18 protein-coding genes are annotated in these 24,470 nt (G+C 40.7%); 3 read left to right on the forward strand and 15 right to left on the reverse strand.

The features are described 5' to 3' along the window. Positions 1 to 393: 393 nt before the first annotated feature. The 5 genes from R8O10_RS22375 to mobH all read right to left on the reverse strand — a co-directional run bounded on the left by R8O10_RS22375 (position 394) and on the right by mobH (position 6,490). A complete protein-coding gene (locus tag R8O10_RS22375; RefSeq protein ID WP_222802168.1) occupies positions 394 to 1,428 on the reverse strand; it encodes an IS110 family transposase in 1,035 nt (344 codons plus the stop codon). 715 nt (positions 1,429 to 2,143) lie between these two features. After that, positions 2,144 to 2,794 (reverse strand): DUF4400 domain-containing protein, encoded by a 651-nt coding sequence (locus R8O10_RS22380; RefSeq protein ID WP_140134527.1) that lies wholly within the window; start codon positions 2,792 to 2,794, stop codon positions 2,144 to 2,146. A gap of 1 nt (position 2,795) precedes the next feature. Further along, a complete protein-coding gene (traD, locus tag R8O10_RS22385; RefSeq protein WP_025624834.1) occupies positions 2,796 to 4,343 on the reverse strand; it encodes a conjugative transfer system coupling protein TraD in 1,548 nt (515 codons plus the stop codon). After that, positions 4,318 to 4,650 carry a hypothetical protein gene (locus tag R8O10_RS22390; protein WP_140134529.1) on the reverse strand — a complete coding sequence of 111 codons (333 nt, stop codon included), beginning with the start codon at positions 4,648 to 4,650 and terminating at the stop codon, positions 4,318 to 4,320. The genes traD and R8O10_RS22390 overlap by 26 nt, the downstream gene beginning before the upstream one ends. Continuing rightward, a complete protein-coding gene (mobH, locus tag R8O10_RS22395; protein ID WP_140134531.1) occupies positions 4,643 to 6,490 on the reverse strand; it encodes a MobH family relaxase in 1,848 nt (615 codons plus the stop codon). The genes R8O10_RS22390 and mobH overlap by 8 nt, the downstream gene beginning before the upstream one ends. A 140-nt stretch (positions 6,491 to 6,630) precedes the next feature. Here mobH and R8O10_RS22400 point away from each other — a divergent pair, with 140 nt between their 5' ends. Then, positions 6,631 to 7,146, forward strand: coding sequence for a hypothetical protein (locus R8O10_RS22400; RefSeq protein WP_140134533.1), 516 nt, complete (start codon positions 6,631 to 6,633; stop codon positions 7,144 to 7,146). A gap of 424 nt (positions 7,147 to 7,570) precedes the next feature. Here the strand turns inward: R8O10_RS22400 and R8O10_RS22405 are convergent, their stop codons facing one another. The 6 genes from R8O10_RS22405 to R8O10_RS22430 all read right to left on the reverse strand — a co-directional run bounded on the left by R8O10_RS22405 (position 7,571) and on the right by R8O10_RS22430 (position 14,827). Continuing rightward, positions 7,571 to 7,756, reverse strand: coding sequence for a hypothetical protein (locus tag R8O10_RS22405; RefSeq protein ID WP_118121315.1), 186 nt, complete (start codon positions 7,754 to 7,756; stop codon positions 7,571 to 7,573). Positions 7,757 to 8,369: 613 nt separating this feature from the next. Then, the gene (locus R8O10_RS22410; RefSeq protein ID WP_140134535.1) at positions 8,370 to 9,341 is read right to left on the reverse strand and encodes a ParB family protein; all 972 of its coding nucleotides are present in this window, start codon (positions 9,339 to 9,341) and stop codon (positions 8,370 to 8,372) included. 8 nt (positions 9,342 to 9,349) lie between these two features. After that, positions 9,350 to 10,582, reverse strand: coding sequence for a ParA family protein (locus R8O10_RS22415; protein WP_158297105.1), 1,233 nt, complete (start codon positions 10,580 to 10,582; stop codon positions 9,350 to 9,352). 518 nt (positions 10,583 to 11,100) lie between these two features. Beyond that, positions 11,101 to 12,171 carry a replication initiation protein gene (locus R8O10_RS22420; RefSeq protein WP_025624500.1) on the reverse strand — a complete coding sequence of 357 codons (1,071 nt, stop codon included), beginning with the start codon at positions 12,169 to 12,171 and terminating at the stop codon, positions 11,101 to 11,103. 1,341 nt (positions 12,172 to 13,512) lie between these two features. Beyond that, on the reverse strand, positions 13,513 to 13,854 hold the full coding sequence (locus R8O10_RS22425) for a hypothetical protein (protein WP_118121310.1): 342 nt from the start codon (positions 13,852 to 13,854) through the stop codon (positions 13,513 to 13,515). Between the two features lie 433 nt (positions 13,855 to 14,287). Continuing rightward, the gene (locus tag R8O10_RS22430; protein WP_140134537.1) at positions 14,288 to 14,827 is read right to left on the reverse strand and encodes a hypothetical protein; all 540 of its coding nucleotides are present in this window, start codon (positions 14,825 to 14,827) and stop codon (positions 14,288 to 14,290) included. A 187-nt stretch (positions 14,828 to 15,014) separates the two neighbouring features. Here R8O10_RS22430 and R8O10_RS22435 point away from each other — a divergent pair, with 187 nt between their 5' ends. Further along, entirely contained in the window at positions 15,015 to 15,359 is a 345-nt protein-coding gene (locus R8O10_RS22435) for a hypothetical protein (RefSeq protein WP_225492091.1), read from the forward strand. Between the two features lie 904 nt (positions 15,360 to 16,263). Here R8O10_RS22435 and R8O10_RS22440 read toward each other — a convergent pair. Genes R8O10_RS22440 through mobI form a run of 3 tightly spaced genes read right to left on the reverse strand, consistent with a single transcriptional unit; the run spans position 16,264 to position 20,277 of the window. Continuing rightward, a complete protein-coding gene (locus R8O10_RS22440) occupies positions 16,264 to 16,764 on the reverse strand; it encodes a hypothetical protein (RefSeq protein WP_140134539.1) in 501 nt (166 codons plus the stop codon). A 59-nt stretch (positions 16,765 to 16,823) separates the two neighbouring features. After that, positions 16,824 to 19,760 carry a helicase HerA domain-containing protein gene (locus R8O10_RS22445; RefSeq protein WP_225492089.1) on the reverse strand — a complete coding sequence of 979 codons (2,937 nt, stop codon included), beginning with the start codon at positions 19,758 to 19,760 and terminating at the stop codon, positions 16,824 to 16,826. 10 nt (positions 19,761 to 19,770) lie between these two features. Then, on the reverse strand, positions 19,771 to 20,277 hold the full coding sequence (gene mobI, locus R8O10_RS22450) for a conjugative transfer protein MobI(A/C) (protein WP_140134543.1): 507 nt from the start codon (positions 20,275 to 20,277) through the stop codon (positions 19,771 to 19,773). A gap of 305 nt (positions 20,278 to 20,582) precedes the next feature. On the opposite strand from mobI, the gene R8O10_RS22455 reads away from it, so the two are divergent. Next, complete coding sequence (locus R8O10_RS22455; protein WP_140134545.1) at positions 20,583 to 20,819, forward strand: hypothetical protein; 237 nt, start codon at positions 20,583 to 20,585, stop codon at positions 20,817 to 20,819. A 239-nt stretch (positions 20,820 to 21,058) separates the two neighbouring features. Here the strand turns inward: R8O10_RS22455 and R8O10_RS22460 are convergent, their stop codons facing one another. Further along, positions 21,059 to 24,469: a conjugal transfer protein TraG N-terminal domain-containing protein gene (locus R8O10_RS22460; protein WP_140150395.1), complete on the reverse strand. Its 3,411-nt coding sequence runs from the start codon at positions 24,467 to 24,469 to the stop codon at positions 21,059 to 21,061. Position 24,470 lies beyond the last annotated feature (1 nt).

The raw sequence follows: 24,470 nt of genomic DNA on the forward strand, positions 1-24,470 counted from the left end.
AACCACGGTTTATTAAGGCTTTGTTGTACTGCGTCCAGTTAGTTGTTTTGTAACGAGGTTTAGGCATGAGGCTACGACGATTAATGGGTGTAGCCGATCAGATCGTAGCTTCTTGATTTAGTTCCATCGATTTAAGCAACATATATGGACGCACCTCAGGATGCAATGACTGATTCAATGATACGGTCGCTAACATATATCCGACGTCTTTCTAGGTCTACTATGTGACCTGCGCCATGATGTAATCCGCTCCTCACTGTCTTTTCAAAGCCTCGGTTTCAATAACCTCGTTGCGTTATCAGAGTGTAGTAAGGATGGTTCACCGTTTATTCATCAGCTATTGCAAACTCAGTGGCTTCTTGAGGATATCTCCTTAGAACTTAGTATTTTTAGTCAAACAGGCTTAAATGCCTGATTAATATCGTATTCACTATTTTTCGCCAAGATGTGCCATGCTACCCGACCGAGCTTGTTTGCAAGAGCGACAATCGCTTTTGCTTTTCCTCGGCGTGCAATGAGTCCTCTCAACCATGCTCCCATAGCATCCGCTTTGTTAGCTCCGCACCGAACCACTGCGCGAGCACCGTGAATAAGTAATGCTCTCAATTCACGATTGCCATACTTCGATAGAGAGCCAAGACTACTTTTTCCGCCTGTACTATTTTGTTTTGGAACTAGGCCACACCATGCTGAGAACTGGCGACCATTTTGGAATTGGTTTCCAACACCTACCTCACTAATCAGTGCCGCTGTCAAAATCGGGCCAAACCCAGGAATATTCCGAATAGCCTCATATTTTGGATTTTGCTGACTCAACATGGTGACACTTTGGGTCATTTCATCTATCTCTTCGCTAAGACTGACAAAGTCACAGTATAAAGTTTGCAGTAAGTTCCTCATTACTGGGGAAAGGGCATTCTCTGCGTCTTCAAGAGCTAGCGGTAAATGACTTCGTAAAGCTTTAATAGAGAGAGGAAATACTACCCCGTATTCAGCAGCCAATCCTCTGATCTGGTTCGCCAAGGCAGTTCTGTTTTCTACCAAACGTTTACGGACACTGCGTATCGCTTTAAGGTCTTGTTGTTCAACAGACTTAACAGGAACGAAGTGAAGATTAGGTCTAGAATAGGCTTCGCAAATGGCTCTTGCATCATTAGCATCGTTCTTTTGCCGCCCAACAAATGGTTTTACATGCTGAGCTGGAATAAGAGCCACTGTATATCCTAGCTCTTGAAATATTCTGCCCCAATGATGAGAAGTTGCACATGACTCCATTGCTAGAGCAGTTTGCTCAGGTAGTTGGCGGACAGTATCTAGAAGCTTATCTCGCTTTACCTTTTTGTTTGATAAAATTTGTCCATTTGTACCCAGAACACACACTTGGAAGAGATTTTTCGCTATATCAATACCGACAACTTTAATAGACATACTTGTTACTCCTGCTCTTAATGGTTGTACTATTAGTTTGGTACAACGACGCTAGAAGGGAGGTGCGTCCATCACATCAAAGCCGTGCTTATCCTGTAAGCACTGCTCCTTATAAAGTTTCAATCTTTAATGTAAAAGTGGCGAACTTTATCGTCAGAGTTTCGATCTTTGTTGTCCACCGACAACTCATGTATTTTTGCCTCTGAATAGATTAAACACACACGCTAACAGCAATAAGGAAAGAAATCAGTGATCAGGATATTGGTGTTGTTAGCTTTATGGGAAAGCGAAAAAGTAGATTTAGATATAGAAAGCCCGCCAATAATAGACGGGCTTCTATTGTTTCTCTGCCTATTCGGCAGTAGTTGGAACATGTGATCGTGTTTTACTATTGTCAGCTACCTATTCGGCAGTGGTTTAGCCGCCTATTCGGCGGAGGTTCTGACAGATCACATAATGTGACTCCTAGCGCTGCAAGCAACTAAGCCATGAAGCCACACGCCGCCTATTCGGCGGAATTGCACATTGTAAGAGTATGCCCCTCATGTGTGGAGTGAGTAGAGCTAGTCACTTCATTTCCACGCCATCTACACTTCGAAAAGCGGTACTCTACAGATCAAGAATAGACTAAGAGTTGAATATTGAATAAAGCATAGGGAAAACAGGGGATCGGAGGCATCAAACTTACACTCTCCGACCCCTTAATTAACTACTGCTACACTCGCTTGATTGTGTTCGCTACAATTGTCATGACCGACATTGAGTAGACAGCGCAAGCTATCGGTACAAAATAAACTGGAAGTGCCAGGGGAACTGTAATGTAGAACAGTGCAACCAGCGGTAATGAGTACAGAACTCGCCTACTAATGCCATGCCTCATTGGTGATGAGTATTCAAAGCCATGCTTCTTAATCTCTCGTATCCAATATCCACTCATCATTGATGCAACGGTAAAGACAATCATTGCCGCGATCCAGATTTTCAACCCCCACAGTCTGAGTAGAACGAAATCCAAGTTGAGCGCCAAGCCCCAAATAGCCTGATCTACACTTTTCCAAAATCCAGTATTGAAGAACAGCCTGTCATTGATATCTTGTCCTTTCAAATACTCGACTGGCAGCAGCACTTCTCGGCACCATTGTATAAAGCCCGAATCCACTAGTAGCGAGTCCGACAGATATGACACAGATTCATAAATTTCAATTGCCTCATCAGTACCGACAAAAAGAGACATATTTTCCAACTCTTGCTGCATACTGGACTCAACAACAGAAGGTAAAAAGAGTGTCGCAATTAATAATATCGGCATTACCAGAGTAAAAATTAGCGTAATAATAAGCCCTGTATCTTTCTTGTCCTTTGCCATATTACTTCCTTGGTTTCGCTAGAATAGGTACACGACCTTTTTTGAGGTTCCCCCCAACAAACGAGGCAACATACTCCAAGTTAGGGAGCTGTCCCATTAGTTGCATTGGAAACATGTCAGCTTCTTCTTCCATTAAACGCTCACCAATGTTCGCTCCTAACCCATCCAACTCATCGTTGGAAGCATTAAAGCCCTGTGTTCGCATCACATATCGAACTCTTGTTTTTGGAACCTGTGCTAAGACTCGCTCTTGAGTAGGAACGTCAGCACATCGAAAGCTTATGAAATTATTCGTTGATGCAATTATTTGATCAGCCTTTGCCTTACTACCCAATTCAGCTTCAAAATCAGAGACAGTCTGTGTCGCTATCCATAAACGGAACCTTGCGCCACGAGCTTTGTTGACCATTTGTATTAACGGTTCACACAGCATTTCACTCGCTTCATCTACAAATAGATTAATGACTTTGTCATCTTCATCACCGTAGTTGTAGCGATCCGAAGCTACAGCAGCCGCATCAGCAAGAATCATTTTCCCTATTGCGCTCGAAACCAATCTATCCGAAAGTGAATCCGTACCAATGATCAGCACCTTGTTGTCAGCGATGATATTTTTCATGTCGAATACTCCGCGAGAATCATCTAGGTTGGTTGGAGATAGCATTTCTGCCAGCTCACCATTAGTGACTTTAGAAAGGTTAGCCAACAGGTTGCCCGTTGATTGCTCCAACGTTCTTCGCTTGTCGATGTACATACTCGCCATTGATTCAATGGTTGCATTTGTGAACTTGGAAGCAACTCTGTTTCGGTAGTAATCAACACAAAGTAACGCTCTCACTTCTTCGTTCGTTGACGATTCCAATTTCGAGTAAAGCTTATCTTTCCAATCGACTCGATTAGCTTCACACCACGCAACTACCGCCTTTTCAATAAGTAAGCCAAAGTGTTCGTAGTAGTAACGAATTGCCGTGAGCGTAACTTGTTCGTTAATTAAGTGCATGGCGTCGATCAAATACTGCAATACGGTGTTGGCAATATCTCGATAGAATGAGTCTCCATCTTCCGGTATAAGTGCTGTTACCCTTGCAGCCAACTCAGAAGAACGAGAAAAATTCTTTAGAGGGTTAAGCCTAATTGTGTCTCTTGGATAGGCAGGATGCCACATGAGGTATCTATCAGGCTCCCCCATCGCTGCACATGTTCGTTCAGCAATAGCTCTAATGTCCTTATCACCCTTCGGATCTAGAAAAATACAGCATTCTTTCCTCAAGATAAGCTGAGTAAGGACAAGATCGAAGAAGCGGGTTTTACCAGAGCCAGAAGCTCCCGTGATAAGAGTGTGTAAATCAGCCCACTTGAACATAAATCGGATATCTTCTTCTTTTTCCAAGATACCATGTATATATCCACTTCCTTCCGTGACATTTTGCTTACCAATGATGTCATCCATTTCACGTTTGGTAATGTCGTAGATTAATTGAGCCTCGTTGTAACCTACAGAAGATCCCCACCCCAGGAATAAGCTATTTTTTACTGTTTCGTTGGACACGCTCGATCACCTCTCCATCTATACCAAACATCTTCAGTGTTTTAGTGCTACTTGGATCTATAAACTCCAATGGATACCCTTTTAGTCTTTTCTTTCTAATATGAATTTCGAAAGCTTTATGACCGGTGACAACACCAATGACAATACAAGCAAGTGCCGCATACCAATACGTTTGCTTGGGTACTTCAAAAACATAAGGCAGACAAAATAGAACCATTGCGGCAATCAGCCACGTAGCGATCAAGTAAGCTTCGTAGTTCGTTCTGTAAGGGAAGTTGTATTTGGTCGGGTTCGTACTATCAGTCATTGATTACAATCTCCGGTGAATCAAACAGATCAAGCATCGAGACATTTTTAAGCTCTAACTCTGCTTTCATGACAATATCCATCACTGCGTCATTTGGAACTTGAATACGCTGTTCTTGAACTTCATAGTCGTAGTGCTTGGCAATGAATTGGGCTATTGGAGTAGTAAAACTAACGATAGATGGACTCTCGTTAGTGGATAGTTCAGGTTGTTCGTTTAACTCGGAGTGTTCAGTTGACACATTATCGGTCGCTTCATCCGGTGTATTACTTGAACTATCTGCATCTACAAATTCAGATTCGTGTTGTTTGGTATAACTCGGAACTTCAATTTCCTTTGGTGCATCATGCTTCTGTTTCGATACCGGTGCTGACGGTTTTCTTTCAACAGCCTTTAGAGTGAGAGATTTACTAATATTTTTGAGCACACGCCCCAATGTTTCTTTACTGGTTTCATGCGTCTTTTGTTTATGCATATTGCCACTAACAGTGTAATCAGTTGGCTCATCAAATATTTCTTCAATAATCTCGCTATCCGGTACAACTTGCTCTTTTGGTTGTGGCTCATCAACCTTTTCTTGTACAGGCTTCGCTACTTTCGGGCGCTTTGAGTGTTCCTTGAGTGAGTAGAGCTTTTCCGGCTCAAGAACTAAACGTTGGACATTACGAAACTTCAGACCCTTAACCTTCACCGGTTTCTTAGCATCACCGAGTATTTCAGGGTAGATGTCAAAATACAGTTCATCACCATTACTCGTAACTTGTCCTTCTTCAACCATGATTCGGGCTAGAACTTCAGGGACGGACGGAATGTTATACCCTGCATTTACCATTTCTTCGACCAATTCAGGGACAGCGTTATTCCAAATTACATACAATTGTTCTTCAACAAACCACAGGTACGCCGACTTCTCATTTACCTTCCATTTTCCAATGAGGATGTAATGACGAATCAGGTCGCAAAGTAATTCTGAAAGCGGGACTCGCTTGATCTCTTTTGTAATGTGAGAGTTGCGAGAGAACATATCAGCTTTCGTGGAGGCGCTATCCGCTTCGGCAATAATTTGCGGCATCGGATGAGACATGTTTGTTTTGCCGACACTTGCCAACATCATTGAGTGAATATGCTTACCGTCATAGCACTTCTCTAACCATGACCACGTTTTGGCAGGAATCAAACGCTCCATCATCACCAATGAAGCATTTTGATGCTTCATATGCCTATCGCGGTTCCATGTAATGAAGTACCGTTCTATCTGATGTTCAGCAGCCCAAGCATGGATCGTCGTACCGCTTTGAGCATCCCAAATAACTCGTTCTGAAGTTTTCGCATTACCATCGTGAACTTGTACATCTGCTAGTATCTTACCGGCATCATGCAAAAGCCCCGCAAGTATTGTCCCTGTGCGCCACTGGATATTACTTTGCTGTGTTTCAGTCAAACTACCAACGGTAACTGGAAAATGTGTCATCTGCGCAGCTCTCATAGAACGGTGCGCAACGTCTAGTGAATGCGAGACTAAACCGCCGCCAGTGGCGTGATGTTTGTACTCCGAAGCGGGAAGTAAGTCTGCATAACGAATGAAGCTTTCAAATACCGGATAGATATATTCGTTAAAGACTTCTTTACTAACGCCGATTTCGTTTCTGATCGCGTTAATTTGCCCCTGCATACGCTCAAGTAACACATGAGGCTGAACCACCGGAATGCCTATTGGATTTGGAGGATATCCTATGGCATCGTCATCGAGGTTACTTAAACCATACATCTCGCGCTTTGAGTCTACAAATGCTTGCTTATCAGCTTGCCAAACTAGCTTCTTGAACCAACGTTTAAGCATGTTTTCATACACTCCAAAAGCAAGGCGAGATACCACCTATTTTTCTTAGAACAACCATATTTTCATAGACCTCTAAACTTTGGAAATCACTTCTAAATGGTACATTGGCGGTATAAGTTTCCTAAATCCAAGAGAGTGATATGCGTACTGCAACAACGACTTATCCATTTTCTGCTAGTCAATTCGTAACTTGGGGTACGCACCGTTCTATCTCACCACGAATTAAGGGCATTATTGAGCATTACGCTCACCATATTGCCGTAAGCAAATATCAACTTCAGTCAGTTCCACAACCACAAAACGTAGATTCTTGGCTAACCAATGAAAACATGCCCTCTGTTGTGCGCTTGGCTACCTTGGCAAAGTCAGAAGAAAACATTGCGTGCTTGTTCAGAGACTTAAATCTATATGGACGCATAGACCAGATGTATCAGTACGATGGAACGTACTTTCTCGTAGATACCAAGTCCCATGCATCCCCAACATTTTCAGATCAATTGCAGTTAAGCTTTTATTCTTTCATTCTGTCCCGATTGGGGTACAGAATGGCTCCTGCTGCGTTTGTTCGCTCATGCTATGGAAATCAGGTTCACTATGAAGCAGTTGACATTATTCCTCATGATGCAATGTCAGAGATTATCGGAGAGGTGGAGTAGGGAAGTCACCTTAACAAAGTTAAGATAAAGAAAGGGCAAGCCAATTTCAGCTTGCCCTTATTGTTTTTACCAGTACGTCTAGCCAGTAATGTTGAGTATAATTGATGCATAGTGTTTGAGTGTCGGTTCAAAGAAGGCAACCCCAATTAAACCAGTCATCGCATAGACACTTAGAAACTTAGTGATTCTTTCTTGCATCGGCTTATTGCTCCCGTAGTGTTGTTTGATGTGAACTTCCTATTTGGTCAAGCATAGAAAGAAAGTCAGCCCAACTCATGCTCTCAATTTTGACTGGCTTTCCGGTTTGAAAAGCTGTTATTATTTTCTCAGCCATTATTACTAATCCCATTAATAGTTCTGGCTCGATGGTTTAACCATCCGGCTCTTGAAGTTCGCACCTTCAAGAGCCTTTTCATTTCAATTGTTACCGACTAATCAAAATGCGGTTATCTCCCACCTGAACCCATTTAAAATGATTCCCATCGACAATCAATTTTGCTTTTGGAAATCGCCCCATAACATTTTCAAGTGCAAGCTCAAGGTCACACTCATCTGTAAATCGTTCTACTTGCTGCTCCAAGCCTGAGTTTTTGTATAACGTTGCTCTCATAGTGTTCGCATTGATTTGGTTGCTAACTATATCCAGACTATCATTAACGTTTTAGTTCCAAAGAAAAAGGCATAGGATGGAGTGGTTTTTCTACTTTATTTTTTTCGGAGCCATACCCGCTTTCGCTTCCGTTTGCTACCTGCTACCTAAAGCGTCATGGACAACCCGAATCAAAGTAGTTGCGAGTCGGGGATTGTTGAAATTTCCATTTGGCTTAATCTTTGGCTTCCTTGCCATACTGCTCATAGAAATATTCAGAGTGGGTGTTATTACGAATGCAATTCATTGGGTGCTACTTTCACTCTCAATATATCTGCTATTAGCTTGGCTCTACCTATTCCTTTATAAACTGATGCTGAACAGAGTATTTAAACAAGCGATTACTTGGTCAGCGATTATCAATAGCATAATGTTGGAGGTAGGGATTATTGTCGCGTTTGTTGTTACGGGATTTGGTCTTTCACTTGCTCTAAGCTAATCACCTATCCGTCAACACTATTGCTGTGACAACCCCCATTGTTTTGCTGTGACAACCCCCATTGTTTTACTTAAAATAATCGCCCAACCCCTTGTTATATATAGCCTCAAGTATCACTGTGATGAAAGGTTGTTTTTACTCATCACCAGATAAAACACGTTTGATGTATGCATCAATCTTGTTCATCTTTTCAGAACCAATGCGAGAGAACTCGAATTTCACCATGTTTCTATCAGCACTGCGACTTACTTTTGCGTAAGCGTTTTTGTCCTCAAACTCAGCCAGCTTATTTGTCTCCCATGTAGCTTTTTTAGGCTTACCGGTAGTATTTTCTACGACGAACGATTCTAGTAGATCTAAGGTTTCCCTTTGGCTTTCAGAAACGTCATAGCTTAAATCAGTCAGGTTCTTTTTGAACTCTGCCATTGATTTGTCAATTTCTTTACCCGCTTTAATTAGTGCTCTTTGGTATTTAGCAAGCTTGCTGTAGAAACTATTTGGTATACCCTCAAAATCCACAAATACTTTGCGCATTGAAAGCTCAACATTATTCGCTTCGAGTCGCTTACGTAGTGACTCCCTACCGATTGAAAGTGCTGCTGCTAAGTCTTCAACCTTAGTATTTTCAACATCAATACCTTTACGTTCCGCTATGGTCAAAAGATACCTTGCATGTTCAGGGTAAGACCAACGCTTAACCTCTTGGCTATCATTGATGATACCAAGCATTTGATCGTCCCTAACATCTTCCTGTAACTCCCACAGTGGTAAATCAACACCACCATTGATACACGAAAAACGACGACGACTTGCATCTAGAAGCAATAGCTTGCCAGTGGTAGGGCATCTAACAGCAACACCCTCCTGGTTAACGCCGTTCTCACAGATAGACGGAAAAATGTCTCTGACAGCGTCTAACGTAAGTGCTTCCTGGTTACGTGGGTTGAGAGGGTGAATATCTGTTTTGGACTCAACTTCAGATGCAGGGATGACAACACGCTTAGCCGTTACCGCCCCATTTAAATATGTTCGAGTCTGAGAGCTGGTTAGGCTACTAGTGCGTGACTTGGCGCTGCCAGTCAACAAGCTCTTGCCTTTTTTCATCATTGATTTACCTACTTATTGTTCTTACTTGTTAACGCTTTCAAATCAGAGATAAACGTATTGTATACCTCGTTCACAGAATTGATTGCATCATAGTATTGAATATCAGTACATGTACTTTCAGAACGAATGATGTCATAGATAGTACGATTCTTGTCAGCAGCTTCATGGAAGAACGGGCTATGCTTAATCGCCTTTGTGATCATATCGCTTCCCACCGTTCTTAGAAGTCGGTCATAAGTCTTACGCTCTTGCTTATTCGCCTCATTGTAGTTTACCGGCAAGATTTTGAACCACTTCACGTTGTCACCTTGAGATGGCAAATCCTCTAATTGCTCAGACATAGTTAGAAGGTAAGACATTGTACTAACGTAGTCGTAAGTTCTTGGCGTTACAGGAGACAGGATCATATCGGCAGCTTCAATAGCTGACCAAGTAATAGGGCTATTTTGAGGTGGTAGGTCTAAATAAATGATGTCGTATTGTGATTTCAGAATTGGCACAACTTTGTTGGCAAACGCTGTTAGCAATTCAACACGCTTTTCTTTGTCCAGTGACCAGTAAAGTTTTGTAAACTGCTCGTCTGTTGGGAAAGCTGTCATGACATCGAGGTTTGGTAAATGTGTCGAGAATGGTGCCGCTAGAACCACATCCTCAAAGCTATGTCCTGCTTCTTGGAATTCAGTTGCTTCATTTACAAACTCTTGAGAATCAAACTCTTTAAATAGTGAGCGAAGCAAGTCAGATAGTGTGATGAAAACTTCCTCACTCTCATCCTCTACGTTAATGATACCTCGCGCACTGCCTTGAGGATCGAGGTCAATAATAAGAACACGAGCATTCAGATTAAGGTCTAGCGCCGTTTTAACAGCAAGTGATGTGTTCGTCGTGGTTTTACCCGTACCACCTTTGTAGTTGCTGACTAACACAACTGTTGAATCATGATTATCAGAGAACTTTTCAAAGCCAAAGTGGTTCATTACGGCATGCACTTGCTCTAGTGTAAACATGTGGCTTCTATTGTAGAAGTAGGGTTCATCAATAACACCTTCTTCAATCAACTGTGCAATTCGTTTGTTATACGTGTTTTTCGATAAACCAAGAATATCGACACCTAGAGTAGTTTTGTTGACAGCATGGTTATGGACTAGGCGCGTTACACCATTTTCCAAAAGGTCATCTTTAAAACGAATCGCTGACTGTTCTAACAGTTCTTCTTTAAGCGATACGTTTTCATGAAACATTCTGGTTCCCAGGTCGGTAGCTTTTTCTTTGAAGTTCATTCGTTATTAATCCTGTTGAGTATGTCCTTTAAGTTAAAACCAGACTACATGCAAATTGAACCTTTAACAAGTTCATTTTGCATTTTTTGGTTCATTTTCCTACAAGAATCAAAAACAATATGTAATAAGCTATTTTCTTATTGAATAAAAATTATGAGTTTAGGAAAGATCTAATGGGGTGATACTTTGAAACTATAAGGTTATGAATTAAACAGAGGATTTGACCGGCATGAACATTATTTATCCTAAGAACGCACCCGACAAACTGAGAAAGAAGACAGAGAAAGCACTAAGAATGCTTAGCGAAGGAGCAGTAAGGTTTCGTGTATCAAGTCGGTACGGCTATAAAACTCTGAGCTTGGGCAAGTACGAAAGGTTGGTAAAGACCGGTGAAAGCATACATATCTTCAGCCAGCATAGTGACTATGAAAAGTTTATCAACCAAGCAAGGTAGGGGAGCCTTGCTTGGTTTGGCTAAGTTATTTCTTTAAGAACATTTGTTCAAACAGGTTGTCTACCTCACGGCGTTTTTCAGCTAGCTTCAGTTCTTCTTCATTAGGTTCATCTGGAATCCTATTGCTCTCAACAAGTTTATTTATTTCATCTTCCAGAACTTCAGCATGTCCTTCATTGCCAAGTCGTAAAAACAAACTATGAATCTCACGCAGTGTTGGTAAAACATCACCACCTTCAGATTCAATATCTTGCTTCTGTTTCATCAAAGAAGATATTTTGCTGTAACAAGCTTCAGCTTCCTTAATGCTGAGTTGGTTCTTCCACTTGACCAAAAATCGAATTTTACAACCGCCATCACTGGTTGGCTCAACCTCATACCCTTGTAGTCCGTCCTTAGTGATGATTTCTAACTTATCTTTAGCGATTGGATTCGTAGCAATATCCGCAAGTGCAGGGGCAATAATCCGACTAATAAAGGCACTATGCCTCATGTATGTTTTCTTGAGCACTTTGCCCTTGTCGGTTTTAACACCAAATAGTACCTGAAGCTTATCCACCGAAATGAAATACATTTCAGTCTGATTGGAACGGTAACGGCACAAAAACTCAAAAACTCTTTTGGTGTTAGGGTTTGTAAGCTTCTTAAATATCTTGTTATCAATTTTGGCGTGACCGTTTTTGTGAGAGTTGATGATGTATAGCTGTCTAAGTTCGCCGTTAGGTTTAATTGTAAGCGTTCCATCAGCATAAGTGACTTTAGCTAAAAGCGGATAGTACGCGAACGAACCCTTGTCATCTTCAATCCCTATTTGTTTCTCGCCAAGAGACTTCGCGGGGTTCTTCAGGGCAGTAGCCAGGTACTTAACATCAATATCAAACCATTGAGTTAACTGACTCGTGTTGAACCTGTATTCAGGAACAAAATGTTGGTCGTTATTCTTGTTCCAGTCACTTTCTTTCATATGGGTTAGCATTAAAGCGAACATGTCCATCATTCGGCATGTAAGACTAGTTGACGCATAAATTAACCCATGCGTTTTAAAGTGATAATCTAAGTGGTCTTCAGTAACCAGCTCTATATTCATTTCCGTCATACGTGTACTTAAATTTGTTGTTTCACCACAACACTCGGTCCAATAGACACAAAACTCAGTTCATACTAGCACAAGGCTAAGTAAAAACTAGCACAAAACTCAGTTTACAATGGGGGGCATATCACGAGTTGTTAGTAGCAGCATTCTCGTAAAGAACATACCCTTCTATGCAACAAGTAATATAAAGTGTTGATTTTAAACATTTTAATGCATTATACCATTTGCCTTTGGATTTCCTAAACCTCAAGTTGTAAATGAACTCTCCGAATAGACCCGCCACAAAATAAAGTACATGACCACAAAACAAAGTACACGACCACAAAACTCAGTTCAATCACCACAAAATTAAATACAAACAGCACAAAAATAAGTTAAAACCACCTAAAAACCAGCATAGCTTCACAAATTTTAAGCACTCAAACACAAAAAAAAGTTAAGCTGTACAAATATATGTATGCTTTTAGTGAAGCTTGTACCTCATGACCATATACAATAACCTGTGTATAAATTGTTATTAACCTGTGATTTGCCACAAAAATAAATTCAAGTAGCCACAAAAAAAAGTCGAAAGATCACAAAATTAAATCTACCTATCACAAAAAAATGATCGTTCAACACAAAAAAATGATCATTCCGCACAAAATCAAATACAAAAACACCAAAAAGAAATACACGAACAACCGAAAAAACCATTGATAATCATAATCTTGCGCTTATTTTTCGTGCCTTATAGGTATATAGAAGATCTTAGAGGTGATCATAAGTCTCTAAAGGTAAACAAAGGTAAGATCATAGGGTTATAAAATAAACAATAAAATACTTTTCTATTTTTCTTAACTTAACAATGTTAAGTGTACCTAATGTCCGTTTAGGAAAGTGAGCGAGGTATGATTGAATCATTGCGGTATAACTACATCAATTGCAGTGATTACAGTTATGTACTTGAGTTTAAGTGACACTACCACTGAATCTGCAACGATGTTGTTTGGGATCTATATTAATTCATTGGGAATAAGCAGTTAGCTTATTAGTTATAAGTGAGAGAGTTTTGGGCAATTTTGATTGAGGATGTTGACGGTCATAGATTGTTGAAATCGGAAGACGTTACATTGAAGTTTGACAGCTTTGAGCTTACTGAGCTTTATAGGTGTGAGCTTGCAATGGAGTATTACGAAAGAAGAAGTAGTGATAGAACGTGGGCATGTTCGAGTGTTTATGTTTCTCTGCTGAGCAACAAGAGTTGGCTGATTAAAAATGAACTTGGTGTAGTAGTCTGTCAATTAGAGCTGCTAGCGGCATAAAAAAAGCGTCCAATGGACGCTTTTTTTATAATAACTGCCGTTATGAGCTTTTGAGTGTATTCAAGTGTGAGTCGAGTTCTTCTTGTTTCTCTAACGGTAAACGGTTTCGTATTTGATGAGCTAACTCGAATGCTAGCTGTGTTAAGTCACCAAGCGGTGACACTGATTTCGAATCTACGGATATTGCTAGAAGCTGAGCTATAATCGCGTTGTCTTTCAATGCCGTGGATACTACCTTAACTTTTTGGTCAGCCTCAGTATTTGTCAAACCAGATTTAACAAGCTTGCTATGCAGTTCTTGGAGAGCATCTTGCGTTGACTCTTTGCCAGGATATACCGTCAAAGCTTTTCCAAATATGTTCTCATCGTTGTCGTAATTCATGTTGTTTTACCACTGACTAATTTAGATACTTAAACGATATCAGCCATTCTCGCTTTCCAAACTATCAGGTGGTGTTTGAAGGGGATACGGATATCATTTCTGTTTTGGTCAATGTCTCCCGACTTTAATGGGGACTCAGAACCTTGTCTCGCCTGTTACATCAAACAAGTCATACTCATCCATCACTGCACCTTTTTTTGGGTTCACTATTGTTTTTGTTTCACCATGAGTATCAACGAAACTACGAATACAAAAAATATCATTAATGATTCATCAAGCGAAGCGTATGGAACACACACAATATCAAATGTTAGCCCTGCACTGATGGTTAGACAGCAGCAAGCTCCAACTAAATAGCTGGCAAGTTTTAATGTCTTTTTGGTTCTCATATTGTCTAGATTTTCATTTGAGCGTTAGCCGGTTTAACTAGGTTTCAGGCTAACCTAAACTTGGGAAAGGGTAACGCTGCGAGTTCATTCGCTGAAAACAACATACGTTGTTTATCAATCCAATGATTTGCTTCTGAAGCATTAAATTCCCTAGATAATTGCTTTTCTACTTGACCAAGAAACGCTGAGGTAAGTTCTTCAGACATTGTGATGAACCTCAGACTTTTAAGGACAAGTGTTTCGGTATCAACTATCACAATTTCAATGGCAAGTCGTTTTGAGTTGTTAAGGACTTCAGGCAGTTGTATGTCACCAACTATTGATGCGTCATACGGACAGTCGAAATTTAATTGAAAGCCGCCGCGCTCAAATGAGAATACGAGCATCATCGCAGATGAGTCTCTATCTACATATATTTTGGCGCTCACACGCCCTTCAGACAGAGTTACCCATTCTTCATTCGTCATAGATGGTAGACCTATGAACAATCTGTTGTAGGTTGGACGCAGGAACTCAGCTATGGCTCCGTCATAAACCGGTATCGTATTTGGATAGGGCTGACCAATGATTAGCGTTTCTAACATGTTGGATTCCTTGTGATGGAGTTCTGTTTTTTCGGTATGGGCTTATTGTCCCAATCACTAGAAGAATACGGTTGTGCTCTTGGTTTCCTAAATGAGTGTTTGTGATAAAAGCTCCTTGTTTCGTAGGCATACTGAGGTTGCACAGCCTATTGGCTAATCTATATACTGTATTTTTGTACAGTTTTTTATGATGGAAATGTTAGTTATCCGACACCGATACCACTATGGTTCGATAGTGCTTAGTGAGCATGGCGTTCTCTTTGGACAATCAGTTATTGGTAACAATGTTGCCGTAAAGCTCAAGAATGGGGAGCTTGCTTACTATCCCTATTTAGGTGCTGCCAATATTGTCCCAATTGGTAATTTGAAACGAGTTAAAATAGTTAACTTGACAGGCTATACATTTGATGAAGACGGTCTGCGAGACTGGAATCAAATTCCTAGCGACCATTATGTTGTGGGCGCATGGTTGAACGGAGGAATTTATGTTCTGTTAAAGGATGGACACCCGATATTGTTCAGTTCGAACTAGCAGGCATTTCTGGTCCTATGACTTTGTTTGTGGCTTTGTCATTGGCAAGAGCTTCACATTACTTGAGCATTGTAATTTCTTAAGCTAAATCGCTCATGGGAAGTGTGTTACCGAAACAAAATATAGAATCCCTGTGTACTTCCCCCCAATTCTCTTGAATAACAAGTCTGTCGTGTAAAGTACCTAATGCGTTATTTTTCGTGGTCTGAGTGACATTTTGGCAAATCCATTTGTTCGCAAAGGAAAATGCCCAAAGATCAAGGAAAATTTTTTTCTGTACGGTTATTTCTAAACCGAACTCAAACCTGTGATTTTACCTAGTCAAGTCCGTCCTTTCGCAATCAGTAAGTAGTCACTTACTGATATTTTTCATTTGGTTACTTATCCACAAGTCAACCCAAATATGTACCTTGAACAATCTTTTCAATCGCACTATCTTGTAAATCGCAAGGTTAAGGGCTACTAGATGTAGTGGCAATAGAAACACCAATTACGGGTTTTGGTTGCACTGTATATTTGAGCCTAAAACGAATAAACCCCGCAAAAAAGCAGGGTTTATAATAGGAGTCAATCTAGAGTAGTTGGAGCTACTCGAAACTAACTACTGGTATCATATCTCGACACCGAACAATCGAGACTATAGATCACCAGTGACCGGATTGGCAAATCGAAAATCGAAATTTAGAAGGAATATTCGATGGATTTTGACAATGTAAAAGCCTTGCTCGGCAAGGTGTTAAAAAACGTGGTCTTAGTTTTTAAATTGAACCCATCCTTTGTTATCAAAGGCTTAATATACCTATTTGAGTGCTTCAGAGACTAACTGAATCGGAGTGATATAGGTTAGCCAATAACTGGCATTAAAAAAGGGAGCCAATCAGCTCCCTTCGTTTTTATTACCAGGTTAGTTCGTTAGAATAGTCAGGTGATAAGTAACATTTTGCTCACCATCTTGATAAACCGTTGTTTTACCAGATGGTAATTCCTCACCCCACTCTCCGGCACTACGTCCAACGAGTCCTTTGGTATCAACCGCTAAAATATCAGTTCCTTTTAGTTGTTTGAGTTCCGTAGGAACGATCATCTGATAGTCAATCCACACTCTACTATCGCTCTCTTCCCAAACCTTGATAGTGCTCTTGCAGTTGTTTGATGCTTCGACGAATTGGCACAAGTCAAACTCAACTTGCTGTGGCAGAGAGTCAAGATTTAGCGTGATCTCGTAGTTCTGGTATTCTGGAGCACTAGCGAGGTTTTGATACTCAAACGTCACAGTGTGCTTTGCACTTTGCTCGGGACCAAATGAATAGTGCTGTGTGACTGGTTTTACGGGCAGTTGCGTACTGCAACCTGATAGGCTCACTGCTAGAATGCTAGCAGCTACGGAAAGTTTTACTTTCTTCAAATTTTTATTCCTTTTAAAAAAGAGGAGTGTCCCTGATTGGATACTCCTCGTTGATAAGCTTAACAATTTTGAATCAATTTCCAAAACATTGTTGAACGTTGATGAGTAACATGTTTTTTGCCATCAACGAAAAGAGAGTGGTGTTTCTCTAACTCTCGAACCATGTTTAACTGGTTTTCAAGCTCCTGTTTCGTTTTGGTGTTTAGAAGTTGCTCAACATCTTTGCTCTTTGGGTTGTTGAGGCGGTGAGCTATCCACGCTGTCATGTAATCGCTATAGCTATTCTCACTAGTTTGGAAGTGGTCCAGTCCCTGAGTTGACAATAGGCACCCTACCCCAAACTCACGCCCTTCTTTGAGTATTTTTCGCAAGCTCGGAAAATTATTCGCCATGAAGTTGTCCGCCTCGTCTACGAGCACTAGTTTTTTCAACGCTCGATTCTGACCAATTGGGCTTGGTTTTGGGGCTAGATGCATTTGTGTGTAGAACTGGTCTAAAAGTACCGCAACGATGAGATTTTGTAAGTTTGGATCAATACCACCCAATGTCACGACCACAACATTCCCATCAAGGAGATCATAGAGCGTTTTACACTTTCTTCCGTTGCTCTCAAATATCTCGAAGTCATACAAGTCAGAAAGCGCAGAGGTAAGGGAGTCTTGAGGAATCTTACGCTGACCATTATAGACTGCGATGACGTCCCTCAGAGTCGGTGGAGTGTGGCTATAGGTACTTACATCACCATTGTCTATGTTTTTGTTCTCGTAGGCAGCGAGGATGCAGTTCTTTAGCATTTGCTCCTGCTTTACTCCCAAACGGAAAACTTTGCTCAATGTGGAGATGAAGACCTTCGCATTGTTCATTAACGCCAAGCGGTGGTCTGAGTGTAAAGCAAACGGGTTAATCGGTAGATTGTTCGCCTCTAACACGGTTGCACCTGTTGCGTTAACGAACTCATCATCAACGTAGTCAGACTTGTAATCAAAGATAAGGATGCCAAGTGACTCGCCACCGGTGTTGAGCTCTTTCTGTCTTCGAAGCTGTGTGACGATACTTTTCACCGTCTGCGTCTTACCGGTTCCCATTGTACCGGCGACAGCAAGGTTAGGGTTTAAGTACAAACTGGTATCCGTTGGACACCAAAGCATATCTTCACCAGTTTCCTTTGATTGCCCCACCACGATAGCCATTTCCTTGCTCGGCGCACTCTTTGATGAGCTGACCAAAGGAGAGGACTTTTCAGGCTTAGTGCTCTTAGCCTGGTTCTCGCTATCCGAAGCTGGATTGTTAGAAGCTGCGAGGTTTGAATTTGATTGTTCCGGTTGGACGCTGTGAGTTTCTGCAGCGAGGTTACTTTCTGCTGACTGTGCCGGTTTGACTGGCTGCTTAGGTTTTGATTTGGCTTTTTTGCCCTTCACTTGGTAAGACTCTGGAATGAGGTTGTCAGACATACACTTCGCGGGTTTATGGCGCTTGAGTGTGAATGCTAGGTTCTTATTCAAAGCATCGTAAAGCGTATCAGACAAAATGAGCTTCTTCTTCGCCCTGGTCACAGCAACATAAATCAGATTCAATTCATCTTCAGCAAGTGGCTGTCCATCACCGAACGCAGCTTCAACGGCACTAAAGTCATCAGCCAACATCACCACATCAGATTCCAAGCCTTTACTTCCATGTGCGGTGCATAATTTCACAAACGCTTTGTCAGGAATAATATCTAGCGTCCATCTTAATGCCATTATTAGATCCATGAACTTTTCACGGTCTTCTTTAAACCACTCGATAATTACCTTTGTTTCCAAATCGCGCTGTTCGGCAATTAGCTTGTCAATGTTGTCGTACTTTTTATAAAAGCCTATACCTTCACCATTTTGTGAAATGTTCAAAATGGACTCTGCTTTCATTAATGTAAAGCTGGCTTTGTTGTCCGTAACAAACACCGTTGGAATCTTAGATTTATAGCAATCAATCAGAATATCCAATAAGTGAATATTGGTGTGTGCAATGTACAACATATTGTCAGAGTCATCATAGTCGGAGCCTTTTATAATCTCCGTGTCAAACCCTCGACCCGTAATTTTTACGCTAGTATCGTAGTGTTTTAATATCTTGCTGGCTAAGTCTGCTAAATCTTGTCCATATCGAAATGAAACAGATAATGGAAATGACTCACACGGAACCACAGTCATTGCATTAACGCCGCCTTTGAACTGATAGATATTTTGGTATTTATCACCGACAAATATTTTCTGAATCTTTTGAGACATTATTACGTTAACAAGAACTGGCGGTGCATCCTGTGTCTCATCAAACATAACATAGTCATAGTTAATAACTGGCTTTGAAAGCTGCCAATATTTAACGTATCCATCATGTGAGCAATAACACTCATTGCTCGTATCAAACATTGACTTTAGCAATAAGTTAGCGTGATTAACCAAGTACAATAAAGCTACTTGCTTTTGGTTCGATTTTATTGCCTTGCTGTTAACTTTACTGGTGATTAGTTTTTTAGCTTTCTCAGTAAGATGTAGTTCTGTTAGTTCAAGTGATGCGGTCTGAATAAAACAATCGCAGATATCAATTAATACACGCCAATTCTTTTTCATGTCGAGTGCATTGAATAATGGATTGTCCAAATTGAACTCTGAATGGTCTAGTACCATTTTCATGTTAGGTTTCAAATTAACTTTTCTTAAAAAGCCTGTTTTTACTTCCTTACTGAACGTTGATAAAGCATAAGAGTGAGATGTATATATGTGAACATGAGTGCCAACAAACAAACTTCTAGCTTCACGCTCAAGAGATTTGTTATAGCAAAGGTAAATGCCCATCTTATTTTTTTGATATTTCTCGACAGCTCTTAGGAATGTACTTTTCCCTGAGCCAGCATAAGCGAATCCCTTAACATCTTCTTTCGCTTCAATTGCATCCATTAAAGCATTCATTTCATCTGTTAAATCATGTTCGCCAATTGTTCTCACTTTTATTTCCATCAACTACATCCTATTTTTTCAATGACTCTTTAATCGCTTTGATAGAACGATTTGTTTTCTCAACACGATGTTTAATTTCTATTGTCTTGATTTTTTGCTTAGAACGTTTGGAAGCCCAAACGACTGCATTATGAGCTTTGCCTAAATGCTTTAATTGGTAACGGATTTCTGATAGAGCATCTTCCATTCTTGTTATAAGAAGAAGCTCCCATTCTTGAGCCTTACCAAATTGTGATGCCTTATATTTACCGCTTTCAGGTACAGCAATAGACTTTATTAACCGTACAGTTTTATTTCCATTCTTAACAAACCGAACTTCATGCCAACGAACACGGAAACTAAACCCTACAAACTCGACTCGCATTTCATAATTTGTTGACTCAATGTTTCTCTTATCTGAATAGTCCCTATTGAACTCTCTCTCTGCTATAGCCCTTCGCCAAACACCTTGAATCGCTTCTGTCTTTTTATACAAGCCATCTATTTCTTCGTAGATAGCATCGACTATCGCTTGCATGTAATCTCCAATACCAGTGATTATGATATAAGTTGATTTCATCAAATCATACCATAACAAATATAGTAACCAAAAAGGTAGGTTTTTGGCACTATAAGATACAGAGCCAAAAAAGCTGGTTTTTGGCTCTAGGGTAAATCGCTTGCCAAAGTGAAGACTTTTATGGAGGTTTTTGGCTCTATGTGAACGATCTTGTGATTTCTAATTATGAATACTGTACTATGGTGCTGTTCTATTTTTTCTTATGCGCTCTATGTTTTGGAAGTTATATTTATTTGTTACTATATCAGTAAATGGAGGTGGTTATGAAAGACAGGTCAATCAACATATTATGGAAAATTGGGGACATTACCGTTTTCATAATTATATTCGCAATTCTTTCTTTTGGATATATAAATTATGGATTTGGTTTGTTTGACGCTTTTATAGGTATTTGTTGTTACCTTGTTTATAGAGCATATTTTGTTGAAGTAGATAAGAGTGTGGTTGTTAATAAGAGTGTTGGCACTTATGATGATGCGCCAATTAAAATTCGACGTTAGGAGTTAGTTTATGTTTTCGTGTATTGCTATATCGTTTTTTGTCTACATTATATATAAGCTCATTAAAGGTGATATTCAATGTGTTTATGGTTCAGTCTTAGGTAATTCTAGTCCTAGTTATCCTGATGTGAAATTCAAAGGTGATGCAACTATAGATAAGGATGGTTTTAACACTATTAAAAACAAATATGATGAAAGCTTATAAAAAAACCTCGGAAATATCCGAGGTTTTTTCTTTTCTATCGAGGTATGTCATCGACCCCTACTGGATTATAGTTGTCATCTATTGACTGTAATCTTTCAAGTTCATTTCTACTATTTTCATCTCTCCTTTCTTCTTTTTCTATTTCTTCCTGTCTGTCATTTGCTATTTTTTCGTAGTGGGGATAATTGGTACTGTATTCAGGCGCACTATCATTGCCCTGTCTAAACGGTTCGTTGTTTGAGTTTAAATTATCACTCACTATAGGTGAACTATTTTCGCCTATAGTACTTTCCTCCGATTGGTTTCCATTCTCATCAACTAGAGGGGAAATAATTTCGTTATCGCTAGTCTGTGATGTTGAGGTGTGATTATCATCTTCAGATTGTTCAGGTTCTTTAGGTACAATTGGCGTATTAGATTCATTTTCGTATGTGAATAGATTAGCCATTTCTCCACTAACATCATCAATAAACCCACTAACTGTTTCATTTAATTGCTGTGGGTTATCTAACGCTTCACTGCTGTCCAAATATTCATTTAGTGCATTGAACTTTTCAGAAATAACCTCAGTCGCTTCTGTCTCTGCTTGTCCTACTGGTGATTCATAAAAGGCAGCTCTCATTGTGTTATATGCATTCGATACGGCTTCTTTTGCATTATCTACCTGTTCAGATATTGGGTTTGCAACGCGTCCAACTTTCTGTGAAATATCGTCAAATAAACCGTCAGATAGCATGCTAGCAATTGAGTCCTTTATATTCTCTTGTGTATGTTCTAGAGGAACAATATTGGTATCATCGTCAATTCCTAGCCTTTGCTTCATATCATCGACTTTGCCTTGATACTGTTTAAATTGGTCACTGTTGAAAAAGTCATCCCCAAATTGTTCAACGTCATTAGCATTCTTGGTGAAATTACCCATCAAGTTAGCTCTATTTCCTGATAGCGGATCATTTTCATCGACATTAAGACTATCTGGTACTACACCTTGCGTTGGAGCAACAATTGGTTGCCTATCCAAATCACCATATTTTGGGTTATTCGGTAGTCCTTCAGATATATTTGGATTGACTCCATTAGTTCTGATTTCTTCTGGTGTAGATGGTTGTTGTCCGTGATATTGACTAAGAACAGCTTGGTTATCTTCCATATTTCCTAGTTCGTTATTCGTTACCATAAACGCTGCTAGTTTGGCGCTGTCAGAGTCTAAATCTGTACCATTTACGCCACCATCCATTTCCTGATAGTTCTGAGAAAATCTTCTTAACCACTCAGGGTTATCTCTGTTTTCGTTGATCTGTTTATCGAGGCTACGTTGAACATTCTCGTCTTGTCCAATCATGGCTAGTCCCATTCTTACGTCGTCGTTCATGATTGACGCTGTATCTGTAGCACTCACTGCATTTTGGTATTGGTCAGTGCTGGCTTCTACCTCTTGTCTAGCTTGCGATACTCTCTCTGCTCGTGAGTCCATTTCACTGTTATTTGTGGTAACAGACTCGCCATTTTCGTAGGCTGCATTTTTCGCTTCATCGAACTTAGCTTGTAGGGCAATACCCTTTTCACCTGATGTCGCGTCTTGATATGCTTTGGCTACATTTGACGATAGAGATTCTGCAAATTGCTCAGCCGCTTTCCCACCAGTGCCAACTAGTTGGAGTCCGGCAGACATAGCCTGAATGAAGTCATTCTTTTCTTGTCCTTGTAGACCATATGAGTCAGCAAGAGATGTGAGGTGTTTCTCAGCGAAGTTTTGCATGGTGCTTGAGCCGGAATTAATAGACTGACCTGCCTTTAGTATCTCGTTAGTGCTGAAAGCATTACCGTTCGAATTGGTTAGGGCATTCTCGACTGCTTGCTGGTAATTCGCTTGTGCTGTTTGCATCCTAGTTTGGGCATCTGATACAGAACTTGAGTTCGCCAAATTTCTTGAAATGTTGCCGACACGCGATTCCGCGCTCTGAGTCATGGTGTTTCCATACGCATCACGAGTACCGCTGTTTAATGATCCCCAATCTTCAATAGCGCCGCCCTGTTTCGATATTTCTGGTGTGGCATCTGTGTCTTTAGCGGTTGCTGCTGCACCTTTCATTGCTCCCATCATCGCCATGCCAGAGCCGGTAACGAGCGACATAGCCATAGCCGGTACGATAGTAGCCGCAATCATTCCCCCTAAACCTAAGAGATCTTTTGCTTGCTCAAATATTGCTTGTATCCATTCAATTGAGCCAGTTTCATATTGCAATCCTATCTCTGTCACTGCTCTAGCCATCTGTCCCATAACAACACTCTGAGCGACAACCAGTAGCATCGGGATTAATTGAATGACCGCAAGCATCTGTAGGAATAGAAGTAGCGTCTTGGAGCCTACAGAGCCACATAGCGCCATCAATCCAATGAACGGTGTGAGGGCGTATAGCAAACATTCCATTATGGCAATGAACTTGTTTACGATTTGTACCCACATCTCTCCTTGGATGATCCAGCCGTAGTTTCTCTGTTCTACGGAGCTTTGTAGGTTTTCTGCGTAGTCGGAAGCGTTGTTTTTGTAGTAGAACGATAGCTCACCTTCTTCAGCGAGTTTGCTTGCCATCATCGTTTTCATCAGATTACGATTCATAGCAGCATCAGCGCCAATTGAAGCGAGGACATCACTAGTCACACTCTCTACGTCCTCGCCAGTACGTACCCCCATTCTCTCGTTGAAGTGGGAATACATGGTGACGAAATCACCAGAGTTGATCATAGTGATAATTTTCGAATATGCGTCCTTACAGGATTGTTCTTCTATAACTCCGCTTGAGCGCACTAGAAATGTTGCGAATGACGATGAATTGAACTGAATGTTGGTAAAAAAGTCCCCTTCTTTCATGGTTCGAGTCAAACCATCTCGCTTTGCTTTAACCATCGCACAGTCACGCATGTAATTGTGGAAACTAGGACAAAATCTATAGCCGGATAATACAGAGTTACCATCCCCTGCCGGACAGGACTTATACGCGATATCTCTATATGCAGCCAATGCTTTTAAGGGGCTTAGATAGCCCCTCTCCGTAACACGTTCCTGCGGGTTGGTACTGCCGAATGCGGTTTCAGTCAGTTCAGCCAGCTCTAACCCAATATTACTGATTAGCGAAGCTGGTACAGCGATGGCAATAGGAATATTGTCTATGGTGGTGGTAGTGCCATCATATCTATTCTCAATGCCGACTGTACCTAATGTATTGAATCCAGCCACGTATATGAAAAACGCCGCTAGTAGTCGTGGTATGGGTAACTCCTGCTTTCCATCTGACACTGAAGAAAGCATAGCGATAACGAACACTAACAAAGCAACAGCCGCCGCTGCTGCTTTGTAAGTTGAGTTAGCCGATATTGCACCAACAGCGTTAAAAACGGTTTGAAGTGTTACCACATCCCCAAAGCTTACAATGTTCCAAACCATA

It is taken from the genome of Vibrio sp. 1727 (genome assembly GCF_033344415.1).
Classification (GTDB): domain Bacteria; phylum Pseudomonadota; class Gammaproteobacteria; order Enterobacterales; family Vibrionaceae; genus Vibrio; species Vibrio alginolyticus.

What these genes read in the sequence shown, in the direction of transcription:
- R8O10_RS22380 (WP_140134527.1), bottom strand. Translation starts at nt 2,794, where the DNA reads ATGGCAAAGGACAAGAAAGATACAGGGCTTATTATTACGCTAATTTTT.
- R8O10_RS22390 (WP_140134529.1), bottom strand. Translation starts at nt 4,650, where the DNA reads ATGACTGATAGTACGAACCCGACCAAATACAACTTCCCTTACAGAACG.
- R8O10_RS22445 (WP_225492089.1), bottom strand. Translation starts at nt 19,760, where the DNA reads ATGGAAATAAAAGTGAGAACAATTGGCGAACATGATTTAACAGATGAA.
- mobI (WP_140134543.1), bottom strand. Translation starts at nt 20,277, where the DNA reads ATGCAAGCGATAGTCGATGCTATCTACGAAGAAATAGATGGCTTGTAT.
- R8O10_RS22435 (WP_225492091.1), top strand. Translation starts at nt 15,015, where the DNA reads ATGATGGAAATGTTAGTTATCCGACACCGATACCACTATGGTTCGATA.
- R8O10_RS22415 (WP_158297105.1), bottom strand. Translation starts at nt 10,582, where the DNA reads ATGTTTCATGAAAACGTATCGCTTAAAGAAGAACTGTTAGAACAGTCA.
- R8O10_RS22455 (WP_140134545.1), top strand. Translation starts at nt 20,583, where the DNA reads ATGAAAGACAGGTCAATCAACATATTATGGAAAATTGGGGACATTACC.
- R8O10_RS22460 (WP_140150395.1), bottom strand. Translation starts at nt 24,469, where the DNA reads ATGGTTTGGAACATTGTAAGCTTTGGGGATGTGGTAACACTTCAAACC.
- R8O10_RS22375 (WP_222802168.1), bottom strand. Translation starts at nt 1,428, where the DNA reads ATGTCTATTAAAGTTGTCGGTATTGATATAGCGAAAAATCTCTTCCAA.
- R8O10_RS22420 (WP_025624500.1), bottom strand. Translation starts at nt 12,171, where the DNA reads ATGACGGAAATGAATATAGAGCTGGTTACTGAAGACCACTTAGATTAT.
- R8O10_RS22430 (WP_140134537.1), bottom strand. Translation starts at nt 14,827, where the DNA reads ATGTTAGAAACGCTAATCATTGGTCAGCCCTATCCAAATACGATACCG.
- R8O10_RS22425 (WP_118121310.1), bottom strand. Translation starts at nt 13,854, where the DNA reads ATGAATTACGACAACGATGAGAACATATTTGGAAAAGCTTTGACGGTA.
- R8O10_RS22405 (WP_118121315.1), bottom strand. Translation starts at nt 7,756, where the DNA reads ATGAGAGCAACGTTATACAAAAACTCAGGCTTGGAGCAGCAAGTAGAA.
- R8O10_RS22410 (WP_140134535.1), bottom strand. Translation starts at nt 9,341, where the DNA reads ATGATGAAAAAAGGCAAGAGCTTGTTGACTGGCAGCGCCAAGTCACGC.
- R8O10_RS22400 (WP_140134533.1), top strand. Translation starts at nt 6,631, where the DNA reads ATGCGTACTGCAACAACGACTTATCCATTTTCTGCTAGTCAATTCGTA.
- mobH (WP_140134531.1), bottom strand. Translation starts at nt 6,490, where the DNA reads ATGCTTAAACGTTGGTTCAAGAAGCTAGTTTGGCAAGCTGATAAGCAA.